The organism is Brevundimonas sp., assembly GCF_032107865.1.
Classification (GTDB): domain Bacteria; phylum Pseudomonadota; class Alphaproteobacteria; order Caulobacterales; family Caulobacteraceae; genus Brevundimonas.
In genome coordinates, this window is sequence record NZ_DAMCNG010000010.1 from 11,553 (window position 1) to 30,872 (window position 19,320).

The 19,320-nt window shown below is 64.9% G+C and carries 18 protein-coding genes, 1 tRNA gene and 1 pseudogene; 10 read left to right on the top strand and 10 right to left on the bottom strand.

The features are described 5' to 3' along the window. Positions 1 to 25 precede the first annotated feature (25 nt). Both RT567_RS01995 and RT567_RS02000 read right to left on the bottom strand, forming a co-directional pair. On the bottom strand, positions 26 to 2,086 hold the full coding sequence (locus RT567_RS01995) for an AsmA family protein (protein ID WP_313573962.1): 2,061 nt from the start codon (positions 2,084 to 2,086) through the stop codon (positions 26 to 28). Positions 2,087 to 2,379: 293 nt separating this feature from the next. After that, positions 2,380 to 2,685 carry an energy transducer TonB gene (locus RT567_RS02000; protein WP_313573964.1) on the bottom strand — a complete coding sequence of 102 codons (306 nt, stop codon included), beginning with the start codon at positions 2,683 to 2,685 and terminating at the stop codon, positions 2,380 to 2,382. Between the two features lie 567 nt (positions 2,686 to 3,252). On the opposite strand from RT567_RS02000, the gene RT567_RS02005 reads away from it, so the two are divergent. From RT567_RS02005 to RT567_RS02025, 5 genes are all read left to right on the top strand, one after another. Continuing rightward, positions 3,253 to 4,146 carry an SDR family oxidoreductase gene (locus RT567_RS02005; protein WP_313573966.1) on the top strand — a complete coding sequence of 298 codons (894 nt, stop codon included), beginning with the start codon at positions 3,253 to 3,255 and terminating at the stop codon, positions 4,144 to 4,146. A 144-nt stretch (positions 4,147 to 4,290) separates the two neighbouring features. Further along, positions 4,291 to 5,109: a TIGR02587 family membrane protein gene (locus tag RT567_RS02010; protein ID WP_313573968.1), complete on the top strand. Its 819-nt coding sequence runs from the start codon at positions 4,291 to 4,293 to the stop codon at positions 5,107 to 5,109. After that, a complete protein-coding gene (locus tag RT567_RS02015) occupies positions 5,106 to 5,492 on the top strand; it encodes a hypothetical protein (protein WP_313573969.1) in 387 nt (128 codons plus the stop codon). The genes RT567_RS02010 and RT567_RS02015 overlap by 4 nt, the downstream gene beginning before the upstream one ends. A 409-nt stretch (positions 5,493 to 5,901) precedes the next feature. Then, the gene (locus RT567_RS02020) at positions 5,902 to 6,138 is read left to right on the top strand and encodes a DUF5961 family protein (protein WP_312205902.1); all 237 of its coding nucleotides are present in this window, start codon (positions 5,902 to 5,904) and stop codon (positions 6,136 to 6,138) included. Between the two features lie 96 nt (positions 6,139 to 6,234). After that, on the top strand, positions 6,235 to 7,098 hold the full coding sequence (locus RT567_RS02025) for a Ku protein (RefSeq protein WP_313573971.1): 864 nt from the start codon (positions 6,235 to 6,237) through the stop codon (positions 7,096 to 7,098). Positions 7,099 to 7,587: 489 nt separating this feature from the next. On the opposite strand, the gene RT567_RS02030 is transcribed toward RT567_RS02025, so the two are convergent. Next, on the bottom strand, positions 7,588 to 9,297 hold the full coding sequence (locus RT567_RS02030; RefSeq protein WP_313573973.1) for a restriction endonuclease: 1,710 nt from the start codon (positions 9,295 to 9,297) through the stop codon (positions 7,588 to 7,590). Between the two features lie 92 nt (positions 9,298 to 9,389). Next, positions 9,390 to 10,670, bottom strand: a complete 1,281-nt coding sequence (locus RT567_RS02035) for a phospholipase D family protein (protein ID WP_313573975.1) — start codon at positions 10,668 to 10,670, stop codon at positions 9,390 to 9,392. 75 nt (positions 10,671 to 10,745) lie between these two features. Between RT567_RS02035 and RT567_RS02040 the strand changes: the two genes are divergently transcribed. Further along, positions 10,746 to 11,204 (top strand): hypothetical protein, encoded by a 459-nt coding sequence (locus RT567_RS02040; RefSeq protein ID WP_313573977.1) that lies wholly within the window; start codon positions 10,746 to 10,748, stop codon positions 11,202 to 11,204. 52 nt (positions 11,205 to 11,256) lie between these two features. On the opposite strand, the gene RT567_RS02045 is transcribed toward RT567_RS02040, so the two are convergent. The 5 genes from RT567_RS02045 to RT567_RS02065 form a co-directional block, all read right to left on the bottom strand. Further along, positions 11,257 to 11,940: a hypothetical protein gene (locus RT567_RS02045; protein ID WP_313573978.1), complete on the bottom strand. Its 684-nt coding sequence runs from the start codon at positions 11,938 to 11,940 to the stop codon at positions 11,257 to 11,259. A gap of 296 nt (positions 11,941 to 12,236) precedes the next feature. After that, positions 12,237 to 12,311, bottom strand: a tRNA-Val gene (locus RT567_RS02050). A gap of 86 nt (positions 12,312 to 12,397) precedes the next feature. Next, on the bottom strand, positions 12,398 to 13,471 hold the full coding sequence (locus RT567_RS02055; RefSeq protein ID WP_313573979.1) for a GSCFA domain-containing protein: 1,074 nt from the start codon (positions 13,469 to 13,471) through the stop codon (positions 12,398 to 12,400). After that, positions 13,468 to 14,349: a WcbI family polysaccharide biosynthesis putative acetyltransferase gene (locus RT567_RS02060; RefSeq protein ID WP_313573981.1), complete on the bottom strand. Its 882-nt coding sequence runs from the start codon at positions 14,347 to 14,349 to the stop codon at positions 13,468 to 13,470. The genes RT567_RS02055 and RT567_RS02060 overlap by 4 nt, the downstream gene beginning before the upstream one ends. A gap of 89 nt (positions 14,350 to 14,438) precedes the next feature. Beyond that, positions 14,439 to 15,728 carry a dicarboxylate/amino acid:cation symporter gene (locus RT567_RS02065; RefSeq protein ID WP_313573983.1) on the bottom strand — a complete coding sequence of 430 codons (1,290 nt, stop codon included), beginning with the start codon at positions 15,726 to 15,728 and terminating at the stop codon, positions 14,439 to 14,441. Positions 15,729 to 16,032: 304 nt separating this feature from the next. Between RT567_RS02065 and RT567_RS02070 the strand changes: the two genes are divergently transcribed. Continuing rightward, positions 16,033 to 16,383: a DUF1493 family protein gene (locus tag RT567_RS02070; RefSeq protein ID WP_313393605.1), complete on the top strand. Its 351-nt coding sequence runs from the start codon at positions 16,033 to 16,035 to the stop codon at positions 16,381 to 16,383. A 175-nt stretch (positions 16,384 to 16,558) separates the two neighbouring features. Further along, on the top strand, positions 16,559 to 16,903 hold the full coding sequence (locus RT567_RS02075) for a hypothetical protein (protein WP_313573985.1): 345 nt from the start codon (positions 16,559 to 16,561) through the stop codon (positions 16,901 to 16,903). A gap of 101 nt (positions 16,904 to 17,004) precedes the next feature. On the opposite strand, the gene RT567_RS02080 is transcribed toward RT567_RS02075, so the two are convergent. Then, the gene (locus RT567_RS02080; RefSeq protein ID WP_313573986.1) at positions 17,005 to 17,691 is read right to left on the bottom strand and encodes an HAD-IA family hydrolase; all 687 of its coding nucleotides are present in this window, start codon (positions 17,689 to 17,691) and stop codon (positions 17,005 to 17,007) included. Between the two features lie 75 nt (positions 17,692 to 17,766). Here RT567_RS02080 and glmU point away from each other — a divergent pair, with 75 nt between their 5' ends. Both glmU and RT567_RS02090 read left to right on the top strand, forming a co-directional pair. Then, positions 17,767 to 19,131, top strand: a complete 1,365-nt coding sequence (glmU, locus tag RT567_RS02085) for a bifunctional UDP-N-acetylglucosamine diphosphorylase/glucosamine-1-phosphate N-acetyltransferase GlmU (protein ID WP_313573988.1) — start codon at positions 17,767 to 17,769, stop codon at positions 19,129 to 19,131. Further along, positions 19,128 to 19,320, top strand: a pseudogene (locus RT567_RS02090) (ribose 5-phosphate isomerase A); the annotation flags it as partial. The gene glmU and the pseudogene RT567_RS02090, both read left to right, overlap by 4 nt.

Below are 19,320 nucleotides of genomic sequence, written 5' to 3' on the forward strand. Positions count from 1 at the left end.
AACGCCGGCGGCCGAGGAGGAGGAGCTAGCGCGCCCCGGCGATCAGGGCGCCGCAGTCGGCGTCCTCGGCCAGGCCAGGATCGATGAAGCCCAGGAGGGCCGCGACCGGGTTGACGAGGGTGGCCAGGGCGCCGACCAGACCGCCCTGGGTCGCAACCGCCGAGGCGTCGACGCCCAGGCGCGGGGAGGCGAGGGGGCCCGTGATCGTGATCGGCGCCCAGACGCGCAGGAGGCGAGGCTTCTTGGTTTCGCCGTCGATCCTGAGGTTCATGGTCTCGGCGCCGAGGTCGATGGTCCCCGAGCCCTGGGCCAGCACCACATCCGTGTCGATCACCAGGGCGCGCGAGGAGGCGACGCCGTTGGCGACCTTGAAGTCCGCAACCGCGCAGCGAATGCCGGATGTGGACTGATCACCGGAAAGGAGCTTGCCGAGACCCGCGCCGACATTGATGCCCAGCAGTTCGGCGAAGGCCGATCGCATGCGTCCCTGGGGCACGACCAGACTAATGCTTCCTTTCGAATTGGCCGCCAGGTCGTGGATAGAGGCTCCTGGCCCCTCCAGCTTGGCCCGCCCCAGGGCGCGTCCCGTCACCGTCGGCACCCCGCCACGCGCGGGGATGATCGACTCCAGGGGATAGCCGCTCAGGCGGAAGTCGATGGCGCTGTGGGGTGTGGCCTTGCGGGCGTCGATGCGGGCTGTGCCGTTGAGCTCGCCGCGATTGAAGGTGAAGGCGACCGGGTTGAGCTTCAGGATCCCGTCCTTCAGGTCGGCCCCGAGGCTGACCTGGCGGATGTCGAAGGCGTTGGCCCGGACCGTAGCGGCCCGGTAGGAAAGCGTTCCGTCCATCGTGCGAAGCCGTTCAGTCTGCAGCGGCGCATCCGGCAGGAGCTTGCCGGGCGCGCCCGAGGTCGCCACCGTCCCCTCGCTGGTGACCCGCGGCCGAGCGCCCAGGACGGCGGCGAGGTCGTCGATGTCCAGAGTGCGGGAGGTCAGTTTTGCGTCAACGCGGCGGCGCTCGCCGACCTTGTTCACCTCCAGGCTTCCGGACAGGTCGGAAGATCCGACCCGTCCGCTGAAATCGGCGAAGCGGAACAGGGCGCCGTCCCGGCTCAGATCGCCCCTCAACTTGTAGGGCGGCGTGTTGGGCGTGGTGATCCCGGTCAGGAGATAGATGTCGGCCAGGTCCTGGCCCTCAAGCTCCAGCTCGGCATTGAAACGCCCGAGATCGAACGGTCGGGTGACGGCGCCCTCGGCCCTCAGCCTCGAGCCGGCGCCCGCCAGATCGGCGGTGAAGGCGTAGGGTCGATCGCGGCGAATATTGATGAAGGGGCCGCCGGTTACGCGGTGGGTGAGCGGCGCGCCGTTCATCGTCCCCTTGCCGTCAAGAAGAAAGCCGCTTTCGCCGTCCTCGGGGGAGCGCGCCTCGCGCGCTGTGATCATGGCGTCGAGCTTCATGCCTCGTCGTTGTTCGTCCAGCGTAAGGCGGCCGTCCTTGATGACCAGGCGCTGGATGACCGGCAGTTTCGCCCCGCGGCCGTCGTCCGGTCGACCAGGGTGGAGATCCCAGCTTCGGCGGCCCTTCCCGTCCACGATCAGATGCACCGCCGGACGGGTCATCACCAGGGAGGACACCTCCACCTGACCCAGGAAAAGCCGCCGCAGCCGGACGGAGACGTCCAGTTGTTCAACGTCGGCCGTGTTGCGATCGCTCGCCCAAGCGGGGCCGCCGATGCTGAGGCGGCGCACCGTGGCCGAGGGCGTCCAGCTGAAAAGCCTGACATCGAGGTCGCCGTTCAGCACGACCTCGCGACCTGTGGAGGCGGACGCCGCCCGACTGATCGGCCCGCGCAGCCAGTTCCAGTCGAACAGCATCAGAAACACCAGGAAGCCGGCGATCAGTCCAAGAGTGATCGAGGCCGCGATGATCTCCGGCTTTCCCGGACGCCGAACGGCCTGCCACACAGGGTCCTGGGTGACGACATGAGTCTTGAGGCTGGCAGCCCTGGCCTTCACGGCGCGCCAGATGGAGGTCGCAGCCGAACGCAGGGTCTGAACATCAGGTTTGTCGCCAGGTCTGTCGATCAAGGTCGCCTCCGGTGAAGCTGGTCAACGCCTGAGACCGCAAAGGGCGCCGCTGCCTTGGGCTCGATGTGAAAAGTGGATCATGATCCAGCCACGACAAGCTCGGCGCCGCGTCGCTTTCGCGCCAGGGAAACCGGGCGCCGGCGGCGGGCTGCCCTTGACCTGCTGCCCTATCTCCAGGTCACACTCTCGCGCGGGGATGCAGGCCGTCGGAGGCCGCCGCTTCGTTTCGAAATGACATGAATCCGGATGTCGCGGCGCCGCGGCGCTTGTCTATGATGATTTTGGGCTGGCGCTCAGGGCGTGAACTGGATTGTGCGGGCAAACTGGAAGTCCTCTGCACCGGGATCGACGGTAGCATCCTGCATCAAGGCCAAGGCCGCTTCGCCAAAACCGAGACCCGGATGCGTCTCACCGAGTACGCGACAGTTCACCACCTTACCGCTTGCACGGGCCGTGCACTCCAGCGTGACGGCTACGCTGACAAGAGATGCAGCCTGGATGTCCTGTGCTGCGATCTCGCGGCTGACGAACTTGGCGGCCATCTCTGCATTCGGCGAAGCGTCCAAGAGAAGTGCGACGGACAAGGCGATGATGATCATGCTGATACCCTCCGTCAGCTTAACTTCCGTCGGGAGACGACGTTCCTTCACGAGGGGCGGACGGCCAATGTCTCGGTCCTGAGAGGAGGTCATCGCATTTGCTGGATAAAGCTCTTTCGTAGCTGTCCTGCACCGCCTCAGCTCAACCGTCATTGGTTCGGGCGAAGGGGCCTCCATGAGAAAACACATTGCCTTGACGATCGGCGCCGCGACCCTTCTGACACTTGCCGCATCCGGCAGCAGGGAGGCTCAACGCGCCGCCCCCGAAGCCGCCTCCACCGAGGCGGACGCCACTTCAAGCGTGTCCGCCGCCAGTCCAGCGATTACGAGTACGAACGGGATTGCTGACACCCCGGCGCAAGAGGTCGACCGGCCCGGGCAAGAGGCGGCGACCGCGCCGCCGCCTGGTGACTGAGGCTCGAGCGGAGCCTCATCATGCGTCCCTTGCCGGGCGCGCCCGAGGTTCGTCGCCTTCACAACAGAGGAACGGGCCGCGCGGCCGGGACATTAGGTCGGCATGTCTGAAGCGCGGCTCATGATGGCGGCGCGCCCTCTAAGGATGATCTCATGCCCGATCGGCTCGCCATGCAGGATCCACGCAACCAGTATCCCCGACCGCCCTTTCCGCGTCAGCCCCAAGCCGAACCCGGTCTGGCGGGCCGGATGACCCCGCAGCCTGATCACGGCGAAGACAGCTATGTCGGCCATGGCCGATTGAAAGAACGACGAGCCCTCATCACAGGCGGGGATTCCGGGATAGGCCGGGCGACGGCCATCGCCTACGCGCGAGAAGGCGCTGACGTCGCCATCGCCTATCTGCCGTCGGAGGAGGCGGACGCAAGGGAGGTGATCGCCCTGATCGAGCAGGCCGGGGTCAAGGCCCTCGCCCTGGCCGGCGACATCAGGGATGAAGCATGGAATGCGACCATGGTTTCCCGGGTGGTGGAGGCCTTCGGCGGTCTGGACATCCTGGTCGTCAACGCCGGTCATCAGCAGCACCGGGAAGATGTGTCGGAGGTCTCGACGGCTGATTTCGACGCCACGATGAAGACCAACCTCTACGCGCTGCACTGGCTGTGTCAGGCCGCGGCCCCCCACCTGCCGCCCGGCGCGGCCATTATCACCACCGCCTCGATCCAGGCCTATGACCCCTCAGACATACTTCTGGACTACGCCACGACGAAGGCGGGCATCGTCGCCTACACCAAGGCCTTGGCCAAGCAGATGATCGATAAGGGGGTGAGGGTGAACGCCGTCGCGCCGGGACCCTTCTGGACCGTGCTTCAACCCAGCGGCGGCCAGCCCCAGGAGAAGGTCGAGCAGTTCGGGGCTCACAGCGCTTTTGGCCGACCGGGTCAGCCGGTGGAGATCGCGCCGGTCTACGTCCTGCTCGCCTCCCAGGAGGCCAGCTTTGTCGCTGGCGAAGTCTGGGGCGTGACAGGCGGGGCCGGCGTCGGCTGAGCCGCAAACGCCGCCCGATCCGCGACCTGGAACGGTAGGGCTTGTCGGACCTTGGCTTGAAATGCGCCTGGGCTCTCTCGGACGGCGCTCGTGAAGGACTGCCGGCATTCGGCGAGGCGGCAGCAGGTTGGGAGGAACTGAAGAATGAAGACTGCAGACCGCGGGATGGGGGCGGAGATCGACTATCTGTCGGATCTGGGGCGCGCATTCGGCGGCGCCCTGTTGTTCAGTCTTCCCCTGATGATGACGATGGAGATGTGGGCCCTCGGCGTGTCGGCGGCGCCAGCGCGGCACCTCGCCTTCGTGATCGTCGCCTTGCCCGTCCTCTACGGTCTGGCTCACTACGCGGGCTTCTCTGCGCGAAGGGGCCTGGTGAACAACAGTCTGGACACGTTTGTGGCGCTCGCCGTCGGGTTCTCAGCCTCGGCCGCCCTTCTGGCCATGTTCAACGTCCTTGACTACGCCTCCCTGACTTCGGCCATCGGACAGATATCGCTTCAGGCGGTCCCGGCCGCTCTGGGGGCCCTTGTCGCGCGTCGCCAGCTTTCGGGGGATGCGGAGGAGGGCGATGAGGACGAGGCCTCCTATCCTGGCGAGCTCTTCCTCATGCTGGCCGGGGCTTTGTATTTCGCCATGAACCTCGCGCCGACGGAGGAGATGCGGCTGATCGCCTATCTGACGACCCCGTCAGGCGCCTTGGGCTTGCTGGCGCTGTCCCTGATCCTTCTGCACGTTATTGTCTTCGAGGCCGGTTTCGCGGGTCAGGAAGAGAAGGAAAGCCCTCTTCGCGCCTTCCTGGATTTCACCCTGCCGGGCTACGCCCTTTGCCTGGCTGCGAGCTTCGCCATGCTGTGGGTCTTCGGCGCTGTAGACGGGCATGGCGCGGGCGCCGTCATGGCCAATGTCGTCGTTCTCGCCTTCCCGGCCGCCCTGGGGGCGGCAGCTGCGCGGCTTCTGGTGTGATGATGAAGAAACGGGAGAAGTCCGCTCGCGAGAAGCTGTCACGGCTGCAGTGCGTCTGCGCCCTATTGGGTCTCATCGTCACCGTCGCAGCGATCGCAGTGCTTGCGCGATCCGCCTTCGCCGATCACAGGCCGCCCGACCTGACCGTCCTGCCCCAAGCTCTTCGTCCTGTGGGAGCGGGCTGGGCGCTGGAGGTCAAGGTTCTGAACAATGGCGATATGACGGCCGCGGCTGTGGAGATAGAAGGGGAGGCGGACGGGGAGAAATCCGGGGCTACGCTCGACTACGTTCCGGGACACGGCGAAAAGCGGGCGACCCTGGTTTTTTCATCCGAAGAGAAACCCCGGGCGCGCGTCCGCATCACGGGATGGAGCGACCCGTGACGCCCTTTTGAATGCCTGCGGAGGGAGGGCGACGCCGCAGGGAACCTTCGGGGCTCGCCCGGCGCTGGTTTGATATGCAGATGCTCGTCGCCTTTCTTCTGGTCATTCTCGGAGCTGTCCCGGTCGCCATGGGATTGTTCCTGATCAGCCGCACTTTCAGACGCATTGGACGGGGATGGAGCCCGGGGGAGGGCGCATGAACTTCCTGCTTTTCGGTCTCGGTCTCGTCTTCGCCGCAGTTGCGGCGGCGGCGATCCGGTGGAGTCGCCGTCATCCAAGGAGCGCCTCGAAAGGAGGCCGATGAAGCGCCGCCCGACTCCTGACCTGCGAGCGTTCGACACGGGCGGTCTTTTGGCGCCAGCCGAGTCAGCAGTCGAATACGATCAGGCCCAAGGGCGAGGAGGTCTCAATGTCCGGAATCGGACACAACCGCTTTTTTGTCTACGCCGAAGGCGCAGGACGGGCCCATGGCCACGTGATCGAGGCCCCGAGCTTTGAGGCCGCGGCGGTCGGGTACGCCGAACTGTTCTTTCCACCTGTGAACGCCGGGAATGAGGTCCGTCTCTTCGTGGCGGATATTGAAGGAGGTCGGGAGCACTGCTTCGTCATCGACCTGGAAGACGGTCAGGCAGAAACCTGCGGCTGACCCTCCATCCTCAGTTCGCGACCGACCGGGGAGCGAAACCCGTTTCATGGTGTTGATTCGGCGCGACGGGCGCGGCGCCCGTCCCGGAGGCTCGAAATGGCGTATCGCCCCACCTGGCAGGGACACCTGCGTCTGTCCCTCGTGACCTGCCCCGTCGCCCTTTACACGGCGACCAGTTCGGGGGGCGAGGTCCACTTCAATCTCATCAATCCCGAGACCAACAACCGCATCCGGATGATCACCACCGACCCGGACACGGGCCCGGTCGAGCGGTCGTCCCTGGTCAAGGGCTACGCTGTCGCCAAGGACGAATACATCCTCCTGACCAACGAGGAGATAAAATCCGTCAAGCTGGAGAGTACGAAAACGATCGATATCGAGCGCTTCGTGCCAGAGGAAGAGATCGACCGCCTCTACTGGGATAATCCCTACTATCTCGCGCCGGCCGGTGCGCTGGCGGAGGAAGCCTTCGGCGTTATCCGTGAGGCCATGAGGTCCGAGGGCAAGATCGCACTTGGCCGCGTGGTCCTTTCAACGCGCGAACGTCTCCTGGCTTTGGAACCGAGAGATCAGGGTATCCTCGCCTATTCCCTCCGGACGCGGGGGGAGGTTCGCGCCATGCGAGACGTGTTTGGAGCCATATCGGACAAGGCGCCCGATCCCGCCATGGTGGATATTGCGCGGCGGATCATCGAGCAGAAGGCCGGGCCCTTCGACCCAGACCAGTTTGTCGATCGATACGAGGAGGCGCTCAAGGCTCTGATCGCCTCCAAACAGAAGGGTCACAAGCCTGTTCGCGCCGCCGAGCCGGAGGACACCAATGTCGTGAATCTGATGGCCGCGCTCCGCGCCAGCCTGAAAGGTTCGGGCGCCGAAGCTCGCAGGGGCGCGCGGACAGCCAAGCAGCCTGCAGCTTCGGAAAAGGGGAAGAGGGCTACACCCCGGAGGCGGGCGGGCTGAAGTTGCCGGGAACCTATGACGCTCGGCGCTCACGACTGACCGAAAGGCGACTGTCGCAACAATCCTCGGCCTCGCTCTTTCCGTTTTGTCGAAAAGGGAACTCGACATGAAGACCTACATCAAGATCGCGGCGGGCCTGGCCGTCCTTGGTCTGCTGGCCGCCGCCTGCAGCAGGGACGCCGACCGGCGGGCGCGAGAAGCGTCCGGGGCGGAAGGGGAGCCTGTGGGGGAGGTGGGGACCTTGACTGATGTTCCCACTGGACCGGCCGCGTCGTCATCCAGCGAAACGGTCAATGGTGCGGTTGCGACCGAGGCGCCGGGCTCTCCTGCGCTTCAAGGATCGGGGACAACTACGCCGTCCCGAAGCACGACCAATCCGAGTCCGCCCGCTGCGACCAGTTCACCTCGGTCCGCTTCGGATTGAGCGGAACGTCGTCGCCTAATTCCCGGATCGCCCACAAGGGCGGCCGTCGTTTGGTTCTTGCCGCGTCAGAACGCCGCCTGTCTCGCTTCGCGGATGTCGATGCGGGCGCGGCGGCCGTGCTTGTCCATCAGGTGCAGGAGGTTGGCCCCGTTCAGCAGGGTGAGGGGCTTGCCGTTGGCGAACTGATAGGCGTCGGGCCCATAGTCCGCGGTCGTGACCAGAATCCCCTTGGAGGCGCCTTCGTTCATTACCGTGCCATAGAGGTCGCGCACCGCCGCGACGCCAACCGTACGGGTATAGCGTTTGGCCTGGATGACGATCTTGCCGCCGCTGATTGGGTCGGGGTCGAAGGCGACGGCGTCCACGCCACCGTCGCTGCTGGAGCGCGTGACCTTGACCTCGCCGCCGCGCGAGCGGAATTCCTCCTCGAAGAGTTCGCGGACCAGATGCTCGAAGTCCTCCCACGACATGCTGGCGAGGTTCGTGCCCTCATCAAGGGTCTGCGCGACGTCCCGACCCTCGATGAAGCGGCGGTCTTCGCGGTCCATCTCCATGACAGGCGGCACAGCAGTCAGCGAGGCCAAGCTGGCCGCAGACACGCCTTTGAGACTCTTGAAACATGCCTTGGGGTCGACGCGGGCGAGATCGATCGCCTCGAGGTTGGCGCGATCCACTAGGACCGACAGCAGGCAGGCGCGGGCTTCCTGACCCGTGCGGGGGTCGACGTATTCGACCTGACCATTGAAGAGGATGCGATCAATGTTGCGATCAACGTCCGCTTCGAACAACTCGTGCAGCGTGCGCAGGCAGATCTGATAGGCGACGTTTTCGAAATTGGCCTTGCGATCGCGTTCGGAGATCAGGGTCTCCTTCATTTCCGCAGTGGCCTTGACGAACCGCACGCTCTTCACGGCCGGCAGGGCGTCCGGCGCGGGCAGGTCGTAGCTGACGAGCAGCAGGCGATCCTCAGGCCGGTGCCGGACTTCGTATGACTTCTCGAACAGACCGTCGTAGTCGGAGGCCTCCAGAACGAGACTGGCGTGTTCGACGACCGCTTCCGGATCGCCCGCTGACACAGACATACGCAGGGCGTCGACCTTGGCGTTGGCTTCGGCCTGTTCGGCGAGGAAGGCGTTGTTGGCGACCTCGTGCTCGTCCCAGAAGTCTTTCTCGGCCTTCTGCCAGTGACCGACCTCGGCGGCGTGGCGGGCGCGGCCGAGCGCTTCCTGAACCTCCCAGGCGGCCACGGCTTCGCGATGCTTGCCGGCGGCCTCCTCGCGGATGCGCTCTGCCTTACCGATCAAACGGTTCCAGAAAGAGATGGTCGGCGCCGTAAAGGTCGGGGCGGGGAAGGGGGTGAAGACGGGCTTTGCCTGTGGGAAGCGCAGAGGCATTGGATAGGCGCTACGGTCCTTCAGAGCCTCCCAGTCGACGGCGTCATTGACCGAGAGGGTATGGGCTAGGATGAGGCCGAGGCCGTCGATCCGGTGCAGGGCGTCCGCGGTCATCTCGTCGGCCGACTCCTTGCCTGACTGCAGCATGGTCTTGACCTGATACTGCTCCCACTTCTCGTCCCAGGCGGCGAGTAGGGCGTCGACCTTGCTCTGCAGGATGAACCGCTCTGGCGCGCTAAGCTCGCGGTGCAGGTTCATCTTCGAGTGGCGCAGGTCGATGTAGTAACGAAGAATCCGCGTGCCGGCGGCGTTCCAGCGCGCCGTAAGCGGACCGGCGACGATATTGTCAAGGTTGGATGATCTGAGAACGAGGTCCGCCATGAAGTCCCCCTGGAAGAACGTGAATCAATGAAAGCCGAGCGTCGGGACATGCACCCTGTATCGACGAGGGCGCAACCCTGGGTGTTTCCGTGTCAGGAGGGCGGCGAGTATCCTGCCTGCTTAAGAACGGATCCGGCCCTTTTCACCTCGGAGGGATCGAAGAGCGGGCTCCATTCCGGATCTGTGACAACGGCCTCCACGGTCAGGTCCAGGCGCCCCCGTTCGAAAAGGCTCTGGAAACCGTCTGAAACGCCTTTTGCCATGAGCTTTTTGGCGACGAGCAGACCGGTTTCCTTGTCGAGCATTTGCCTGAAGTAGTGGGGCGTGTAGGTCGTTTCGCTGAAAATCCTCTGACACAGAGCGACCATGGCACCGTGGAAGCGCTCGCGCTCTCCCATGGCCGGAGGCGCTTTTGCTGCGGGCGCATGCGCCTTGAGCAAGCGGGGCAGGTCGGACATCCGGACCGCGGCGCAGTTGTGCTTCTTGTTCCACAGCGCTGATCGCCGCACGGCGTCGGCGATTTTCTCCCAGCGCGTTTGTTCACCGGGATGATAGTGAAGACCCATCACATCGGGACGCTGGAGACAGAGCTGCAGATCGCCCGAGAGCAGGGGACGATCCTTGAGGCGAGGTGTTCGTTCGAAGCAGCCGGCGAATTCCAGACGTCCCTTCTCGTCGATCCAGAAATCCAGCAGGTGGGCTTCATCCGGCAGCCCCGGAAAGGCCCGGTAGGCTGACAGGTCGTCGGCGGCCAGCGCGCTGATCTGGTCGAGCAGCCTGTCGGCCTCCGGGGTCATGCCGGTCATGGACAGGACGAGATAGGCGGGGCGATCGTCGAAGTAGCCTGGATTATCCTCGAGCATGGCGAGGAGAGACGTGATCCCGGCGGGCGGGGCGGCAGCGCTCCTGCGACGGCGCCATGCCTGCTCGGCCGCGCTCAGGTCCGCCTCGGTGATCTCACGAACCTCGAGAGACGACCGCCAGGCTTTGACGGAGGCCAGGACATCGGGATCCTCGACGAGGATGTTCGCTTCCCGCCACCCGACACCGTCTCCGGGCTGGAACGCAAGGCCGTTGGAGGAGGCGTTGGACGACCCCAGGATGACCGCATCATCGAAGAGATAGACCTTGGCGTGGAGGTCGTCCGCCTGCTCCACCTTGACGCCCACCGCCATGAGGGCGCGGATCTCGCCGGGGTTAGTGCCGCCCATGGCGAGGTTGCAGACGACGCTGGCGGTGCCGCTGCGTTGTGAAAGCCCGAGGGTCTCGGTCGCGCCCGCGCCCCAGAAGGCGACGGCCAGATCGCAAGCCGTAGACGAGGCAATCTTCGCCGCGACGGCTTGCCGGGCGGTCTTCTCGTCCAGAAACTGCATGGAACGACCTTGGATCGATAATGTCGGCTCTATACTGTCAAGCTTGTGAGCAAAGGTACAGAAGCAGGCTTCCCGGTGAACGAGGGTTCCAAGAACATATCTGATGAAGCCGAACGCCCGGTGCCCACGCAGCCCGCCTTGGTTCGTTCGGCGCGGCTGCTGATGGCGTTTCTTGAGCGCAATCGCCAGGAGCGGAGGCTTCGTTACCCCTTCAGCCTCTCCTATCCTCATAACTGTTGCGAGAGCGCGTCGCTGACCTTCATCTACCTGCTTGAGGAAAAATACGGCCTGAGCGACGTCCTGTTGTTCATGGGCGCCAACTCTCGGGACGAGCGTCATTTCTGGGTTGGGGCAGGGAACTGCTTTTATGATCTGACGGCGCACCAGTTTCCCGGCCATGAGCCGGTGATCGGCAACTGGGTGCATGAACTTGCTCTAGACGAATTTCCCGACTGGAGCATCGCAGCCCGGCGAGAGATCGTGGATCGGGCCAGGGTGATCGAACTCTATCGTTCGGGGGTCATTCCGTTCTGACGCCGTCCCGGGATGAGACGGCGTCTGCACGAGCGCTAAGAAGCCGAGCGGGCTAGCCCCTGACCGTTTCCTCGACCGACACCTTCAGCGTCAGGCTTTCAGCCAGCGCCTCCTTCACCCGGTGCAGGGTGTTCAGGAAGCCGAGCGTGGTGACCAGGGCGGCTCCGGCGCCGACGCCCAGCAAGGGCGCAGCGGCGGTGATGGAGCGTGCGACCTCGTCGAACCCTTGGCCCAGGCCGGTCTGGGCGTTGACGGCGGCGACCGCTGTGCCGAGCGCGATGACGCTGGCGATCTGGACCTTGCGGCGTTCGGCGGCGTCGATCTCGGACTGAACGGTCTTGGCGGCTTCACCGATGGCCGAGTGATCGTGATGCTCGGCGAGTTCCTCGGCTACGTGTCGCACGCCCTTCCAGCGCCGGTCCGCCAAGTCGGCCAGCGCATCGGTCGGACCGATGCGGTTCTTGATCATGGCCGGGATCGGACTCAGGACAACCCAGAAGAGGAGGCCGGCCGCCATGACCCAGGCGATGGCGAAGACGACGCCCAGTCCTGTCGCGAAGGGCCGATAGGCAAGGGCGCCGAGCATGGCGGCGACGCCGATCCCGATGCAGATCCAGGCGGCCGAGCTGATGATGGAAGACTGGCGGTCCCCGATTGGCCGAGGCGTTTCACGCCGGATGCGGGCGATGAGGGCCCGAACCGTGATTTCGACGGTCAGGGGCTTGGGCGGTTCCATGGAGAAAGCTCACAATGCACGCGTCGAACGACACGCCTTACGAAGCTTGACTATAATCCTGGCTGCGTCAGATGCGGACGTTGCGTCGGTGCCCGCCGGCGTTGCGAGAGGCGCGATTAGGACGGGGAAGGGCCGTGGCTTCATTCATGGGAATCCTGGATGAAACAGCCTGAAAAGCGCTTTCCAACGAGGTTTTCGGCGCCCCCCTAGCGCCCCCCTAGGGAGGTCAAGCTAGAGACAGACAAGGGTGGGAGCCGGTCGCTCGGCTTTATCTTGTTGTAAGGTAAAGGGAAAAATGGTGGACGCGACAGGGATTGAACCTGTGACCCCCTCGGTGTGAACGAGGTGCTCTCCCGCTGAGCTACGCGTCCGCCTGGAACGGGGCGGTCAGTGACTGCGCCGTCGGGAGGCGGGGACATAGCCCGGCCTTTGGGGGCATGCAAGCCCAAATGGACGATCAGGAAGAGAAACCGCCGGCACGCAGGGCGCGCTCGATAACCTCTTCATCGCAAACGACATCGGCGTCGGTCGGCGTCGATGCCGGGGCGGTCGGGGCTGCGTCGACCAGCTCGTCGCCGCTCTCCAGGAAATGCCGCGAGAAGACGCGCATGACATGGGCGACGCCGACCTCTCGGACGGATCGCAGGTCAGGCTCGAAATAGCTCCCGCGACTATGGGCGGACGTGATGATTTCGAAGGAAGGGAAATAGCTGACCGAGGGATTGGCCTGGGCGACCTCGCCGGCTGCGACGCGCAACACCGCCTTGGAATAGGTGGTGGCGCTCAGGACGTGCTGATCATCCTGGTGCGTGGCGATCAGGGGGACGGGCGAGACCGTCAGCACGATCCGGGCGTCCGGGTTCACTTTGGCGATGCGGTCGCAGAAGGCCTGGAGGTCATCGCTGACGTCGCGGGATTTGAAGTTCGCCTTCTCGTGCCGCCCAGGGTCAAAGGCGCCGCCGGCGACGCCGGGCGCCGTGGCGAAGACGGCGCCGTCTTTAAGGCTGCGCCACGCCTCGGTGAGCCCCAAGGTGAAGATAATGACGTCAGCCTCGCTGAACACCCTGCGGACATGGGCGAGGTGAGCCTTCGACGCATCCCGCACGGCCTGGGGCGAGGGGAAGCCTGCGGGTTCGATCATGGGCCTGAATGGGTCCACGAAGACCCCGTCGCGCTCCCAGACGTCTTCGCGCGGTTGAAAGGCGCCGAAGGCCCTGTCGAACAACTGAACCGCCTGCCGGACCGTGTAGATGTTGCCGTATCGGGCTGAAAACACCCCATAGTGCCCGGCGACGGCCTCTTCGGCTGACAGTGCGTCCGGCGCCGTTTCCGAGACGAAGTAGTTCAGGCCCGAGCGCTGCAGATGGCGGGCGATATGTTGGGCGAAGCAACTGCCCAGCGTCGCGACCTTCATGTCAGGGGTGATGCGGAACGGGCTTTCGACCATGGGATCGAGTTGTCCGGGCGCGGCCCAGGACACGGCGCGGGACCAGAAACAGTGGTCAGGCAGGCTGCGATAAGGGTTGGTCATTGGGGGCTGACTCGCTCAGGCAGAACGCGATCAAACAAGGCCCGGTCCATCCGAGAAATCTCCCACCTGGCGCTGTCGGCGCCCTCATAGGCCGCGTAGCTGGCGTCAACGAAGTCTGCGGGCGTGCGATAAAACAGTCCGGCGCCGATCTTCCATAGATAGGCTCCGCGCAGGCCGTAATGCTCGGCGACGCCGGGATAGATCGGCCAGATGGTGTCCAGCGCCAGCGTGTCCTGGATGCTTCGCTCGATCGGCAAGGACAGGAGGCCCCGGTCGCCGGTGATTTTGTACGCGATCAGCTTGGCGAGGCGGGTCACGGCCGGGGCGATCGGGTGGTTGAACGAATGCATGAAGGGCGAAAGCTCCATCATGGCTGGAAAGAAGTCATCGAAAGCCAGGTCGCCGGCGTCGAAAAGGGCCCTGAGGCTGGCGACGGCCTGCGTCCAGCGGCCGACATAGCCGATCCGCGTAAAGGTCTCCGGCGTGAACAACTGGGCGCATTGCTGGGCGCTGACGCCGTTCTGATGGCACCAAAGAACGATGGCGGAGTGGTATTCAGAATCTCCGACGCCCTTGATGAGCGTTCCGGCGGCGTCTCGCGCATAGGCGATATCCGGGTGATAGGCGTCGAAGATCAGTCTCGGGACGCGGATCGTCTGGATATGGGCGCCCAGGTCGACGATGCTCTGATCGGTCACGCCCGTCACCCATATGTCGACATGGGCGAGGCGCTGTTTCACCTCATGCGGCGATAGGTCGAGGAACGAGCGCATATGCGCGGTCTCGATCTCATGGTCGGGTAGAAGGGCCTTGAGAGAAAGAGCGATCCCCGCCGTCATGCAGTTGCTGGAGACGAGAATGACGCCAGAATTCTTCATTACGACCAGTCTGCTAGAGGCAAGCGGCGAACGCTGAGACGGCCGCAACCTAGCGGCCGTCGCGTCGTCCGTCTAATCCCCCGGCCTGATCAGATTCCCGCCGCCCGCGCGCCTTCCGGCGTTTCGCTGTCCGGATCGCCGGGCAGCCAGGCGACATGGCCGTTGTAGATGTCCTCGTTCAGGATGCCTTCTTCCTTGGCGACCAGCACCGGCACGACCATCTGGCCGGTGACGTTGGTGGCCGTGCGCATCATGTCGATGATGCGGTCGATGGCGATGATGTAGCCGACGCCTTCCAGCGGCAGGCCCGCCGTCGACAGCGTCAGGGTCAGCATGACGATGCTAGTCCCCGGCACGCCCGCCGTGCCCAGCGACCCCAGGACCGCCGTCAGGCCGATCAGGATGTATTGCGTCAGCGTCAGGTCGATCTGGAAATACTGGGCGATGAAGATGGAGGCGATGGCCGGATAGATGGCGCCGCACCCGTCCATCTTCACATTGGCGCCCAGCGGCACGGCGAAGGCGGCATAGGCCTGGGGCACGCCCAGCCGCTCGACCGTCTGGCGCAGGGTGACGGGCAGGGTGCCCAGCGACGAGGAGGTGGCGAAGGCCGTCTGCATGGCCGCAGCTCCGCCCCGGAAGAAGCTGACCACCTTCAGCCCGTGCAGCTTCAGCAGGCCCGAATAGACGACGAAGATGTGGAACAGGCAGGCCGCATAGATGGCGAAGATGAACTTGCCCAGCGGCAGCAGCGCCTCCCACCCGTAACCGCCAACGACCGAACCGATCAGGCCGAACACTCCGAACGGCGTCAACTGGATCACCCAGCGGGTGATGCGGAACACCAGGGCCGCGCCCTCATCCACCAGCCTGCGCGCATTCTGCGCCCGGTCGCCCAGCGCGACCAGCGCTGCGCCCACCAGCGCCGAGAAGAAGATGATCTGCAGCACCTTGCCCTCGGCCAGAGAGGCGAAGGGGTTGGTCGGCACGATGCTCAGCAGCACCTGCAACGGCGTCGGAATCTCGCGCGCCTTCACCTCGCCCAGCGGCAGGTTGGACAGGCCTACGCCCGGATTGATGATGTGGCCGAAGGCGAAGCCGACCAGCACGGCCAGCAGGGAGGTGACGGCGAACCAGACGATGGTCCGCACCCCCAGCCGCACCGCGCCGACCCCTTCGCCCAACTTGGCGATCGAACTGGCGATGGTGAACAGCACCAGCGGCGCCACCACCATGCGGATCAGGTTCAGATAGACGTCGCCGATCGGCTGCAGCCAGACCGTCGCCTGCTCACGCAGGATCAGGCCGGCGATGATGCCCAGGACGAATCCGGCGGCGGTGCGCTGCCAGAGCGGGATAGCGAAGAAGCGACGAAGCATGACGACCCTGGGAGGAGGAACGGGTCGATCTATGTGTTTGGCGCGAGCGGTGACGGCAACCGCAACGGGAGCGATTGAGGGTTAGAAGTTCTGACCAGCCGTTTAGTTTTTCTGCCTCACCCCGACCCGCTCCTCCCGGCGCAGGCCGAGATCCAGATTGCAAGGCGCGACATCAGATTGACGACGTCAAAGCCACCGCATTGGGGCTGCTTTCTCCGTCTGACGAACGTCTGGAAGGGGCATAGAGGGCAAAGACCGCTCACGACCCGTTGCGGACATTACCCCTTTCGCGTTCACTGAAGACATGGCCGACGACATTGATCGATCAGGGAATGCTATCCGCGACCATGTGTTCAGCGCGCTGAAGCGGGTCACCATGTGCGCGGACCCAATCACCGACACAACGGAACTGTATTACGATCTGGGTCTGGCCGGTGAGGATCTGGGCGATGCCATCGATGCGATTAGGGAGCCGTTCGGCACTGACTTCAGCCTCATGGACTTGAGGAAATACGCGCCAAACGAGGTAGCACATAACTTCGGCCTGAACCTCGTTCGAGAGTTTCGCGAATGGCGCGGCGAGCGAACCTATCGCAGTCTGACCGTTGGAAGCCTTATCACGGCGGTTCAAGCCGGATCTTGGAACGACCGCTAACCACCCTTAAGCAAATTTCAGTTCACGACCCATTGCGGGCATCGACTTCGGGTCGATACATTCTGTCAGAATGATCAGACACGCGACTGTCATCACTGCAATCCTGTTGACCGCTGGCTGTGTGAGCGAGCCTGTCGCCGCTAGAGTCGAAAGCGTTTCTCATTCGAGCGGAAGCATGACGATAACGCTCGACGTTTCCGACCGTTTGTTCGACATGCTCCAAGGTCGCGATTTCTTCAGTCGCGCCTCGATCGAGCTAGTTAAACCGAGCACGCAGGTTCGGATTTTGGCGGACGAACCAATATCAGGCACGGCGACTGGCGAGAAAGGCAAACGAGTTGCTGCCCGCTTCCAGTGTACGGCAACTGCCAATAGCCCGGAGGCACTCACCCTAGATGGGGCATCTAGCTATGAGGTGGTGGTCTCCTGGAACGCACACATGCTTATCGGTTCGCGCGGAGCTTTGCGGATGCGTCTGCCAGACAAGCTTCTATGCGAAACCGCAGGCAACGTCGGCTAACCACCCCCAACTGAACTTCAGAACGTCCGCTTTCGGGCCGCGTTCGGCATCAGGATCCCGGCCTTCGCCGGGATGAGCGGTGGAGGGGCCAGCGAGGGGGCTTAGCCCATCACCTCGGCCAGCGCGTCTTCGAACCCGTCGTAGTGGTCGATCATCACGTCGCCGCCCAGTTCGGCGTGCGGCACGTCATTGTAGCCGAAGCTGACGGCGATGCAGGGCACGCCTGCGTCCTTGGCTGCTTTGGTGTCGGTGGTGCTGTCGCCGACCATGACGCAGCGCGCCGGGTCGCCGCCCGCCTTGCGCACCGCCTCGATGATGTGGGCGCCGCTGGGCTTGCGGGCCGAGACGGCATCCGGCCCGGCGACGAAGGCGAAGTGGCGCGTCAGGTCCAGCGCCTCGATCAGCGCCACCGACAGGTCCGTGCGCTTGTTGGTCGCCACGCACAGGATCGCCCCGCGCGCGCTCAGCCGGTCCAGCGCCGCGACGCAGCCGTCGAACGGGCGGCTCTCATCGGCGATGTGGGCCAGGTAGACCTCGATGAAGCGCTCGAACAGGCCGGGGGCGTGGGCCTCGTCCCAGACGGCGCCCGCTTCCATGAAGCCGTGACGCAACATGGCCATGGCGCCGTGTCCGACCAGATGCCGGGTCGAGGACATGGGCACGGGCGGCAACTCATACTCCGCCAGCATCCGGTTCAGCGTGCCGATCAGATCCGGCGCCGAATCCACCAGAGTCCCGTCCAGGTCGAAGGCGATGGTCCAGCCTTCCAGGTCGCGCTCAATGCTCACTCATCTGTCTCCCGGCTCGCGAAGACACCGGCAATGGGCTAGATCGCAGGCAACGACAAGCCGCCGGATCGATTCATGACCGCACCCCATCCCCATAGTCATCCTAGGGCCGCCATCATCCTCGCCGCCGGCCAGGGCACGCGCATGAAGTCGCCCCTGCCCAAGGTGCTGCACCCGGTCGGCGCGCGCGCCATGCTGGATCACGCCATCGACGCGGCCGAGGCCCTGGGCTGCGAGCGCATCGTGGTCGTGGTCGGCTCACACTCGCCGGAAGTCCGCGCTCATGTAGAGAAACGTCTCGGCGCCGACAGCATCGCCGTTCAGGACCCGCCGCTGGGCACCGGCCACGCCGTGCGCGCCGCCGAGGCTGTGCTGGGCGACTTCATCGGCCAGGTGGTCGTCACCTACGGGGATGTGCCTCTGCTGAAGGCCGCCGACATCGAGCCGGTTTTCGCGACCCATGAAGGCGTGACCGTCATCGGCTTCGAGGCGCGCGATCCCGGCGCCTACGGCCGCCTGATCCTCGACGGCGACAGCCTGCTGGCCATCACCGAGGCCAAGGAAGCGTCAGCAGACGTGCTGGCGATCACCGCCTGCAACTCGGGTGTCATGGCCGCCCCGGTCGGCCTGCTGTTCGAGCTGTTGGCCGAGGTCACGAACGACAACGCCAAGGGCGAATACTACCTGACCGACGTGGTTGAGCTGGCCCGTAAGCGCGGCGCCCCGACCCGCGCCGTCTTCGCCGCCGAGGACTCCGTCATGGGCGTCAACGCCCAAGCCGAACTGGCCCAGGCCGAGGCCCTGTTCCAGAAGACCCAGCGCGAGCACTTCCTGGCGCAGGGGGTGACCATGAGCGCGCCCGACACCGTCCACTTCGCCTGGGATACGGACATCGGCGCGGGCACGACCATCGAGCCCTTCGTCGTCTTCGGCCCCGGCGCGGTCGTGGCCGAAGGCGCGCGTATCCGCAGCTTCAGCCACATCGAGGGCGCCAAGGTCGCGACCGGCGCCGAGGTCGGTCCTTACGCCCGCCTGCGCCCCGGCGCGGATCTGGGCGACGGCGTCAAGGTCGGCAACTTCGTCGAGGTCAAGAACGTCCGCATGGACGCGGGCGCCAAGGCCAACCATCTGGCCTATCTCGGCGACGGCCATGTGGGCGCGAAAGCCAACATCGGCGCGGGCACGATCTTCTGTAACTACGACGGCTTCTTCAAACATCGCACCACGGTGGGCGAGGGCGCCTTCGTCGGCTCCAACTCCTCGCTGGTCGCCCCCGTCACCATCGGCGCGGGCGCCATGGTCGGCTCCGGCTCCGTGGTGACGAAGGACGTCGCGCCCGGCGACCTAGCCCTGGCGCGGGGGCAACAGACAGCGAAGCCGGGCTGGGCCGCCCGCTTCATGGAAACCATGCGCGCGAAGAAAGCTGCGAAATCCCAATGAGCGACCTGCAGAAGAAGAACGCCGGCGAAGCCGCCGCCGCCCACGTCGAGGCCGGGATGGTCGTCGGTCTGGGCACCGGCTCGACGGCCGCCTGGTTCGTCAAGGCGCTGGCCGCCCGCAACCTGCCGGACCTGCGCTGCGTCCCGACGTCCGAGCGCACGGCAGATCTGGCGCGCGAACTCGGCCTGA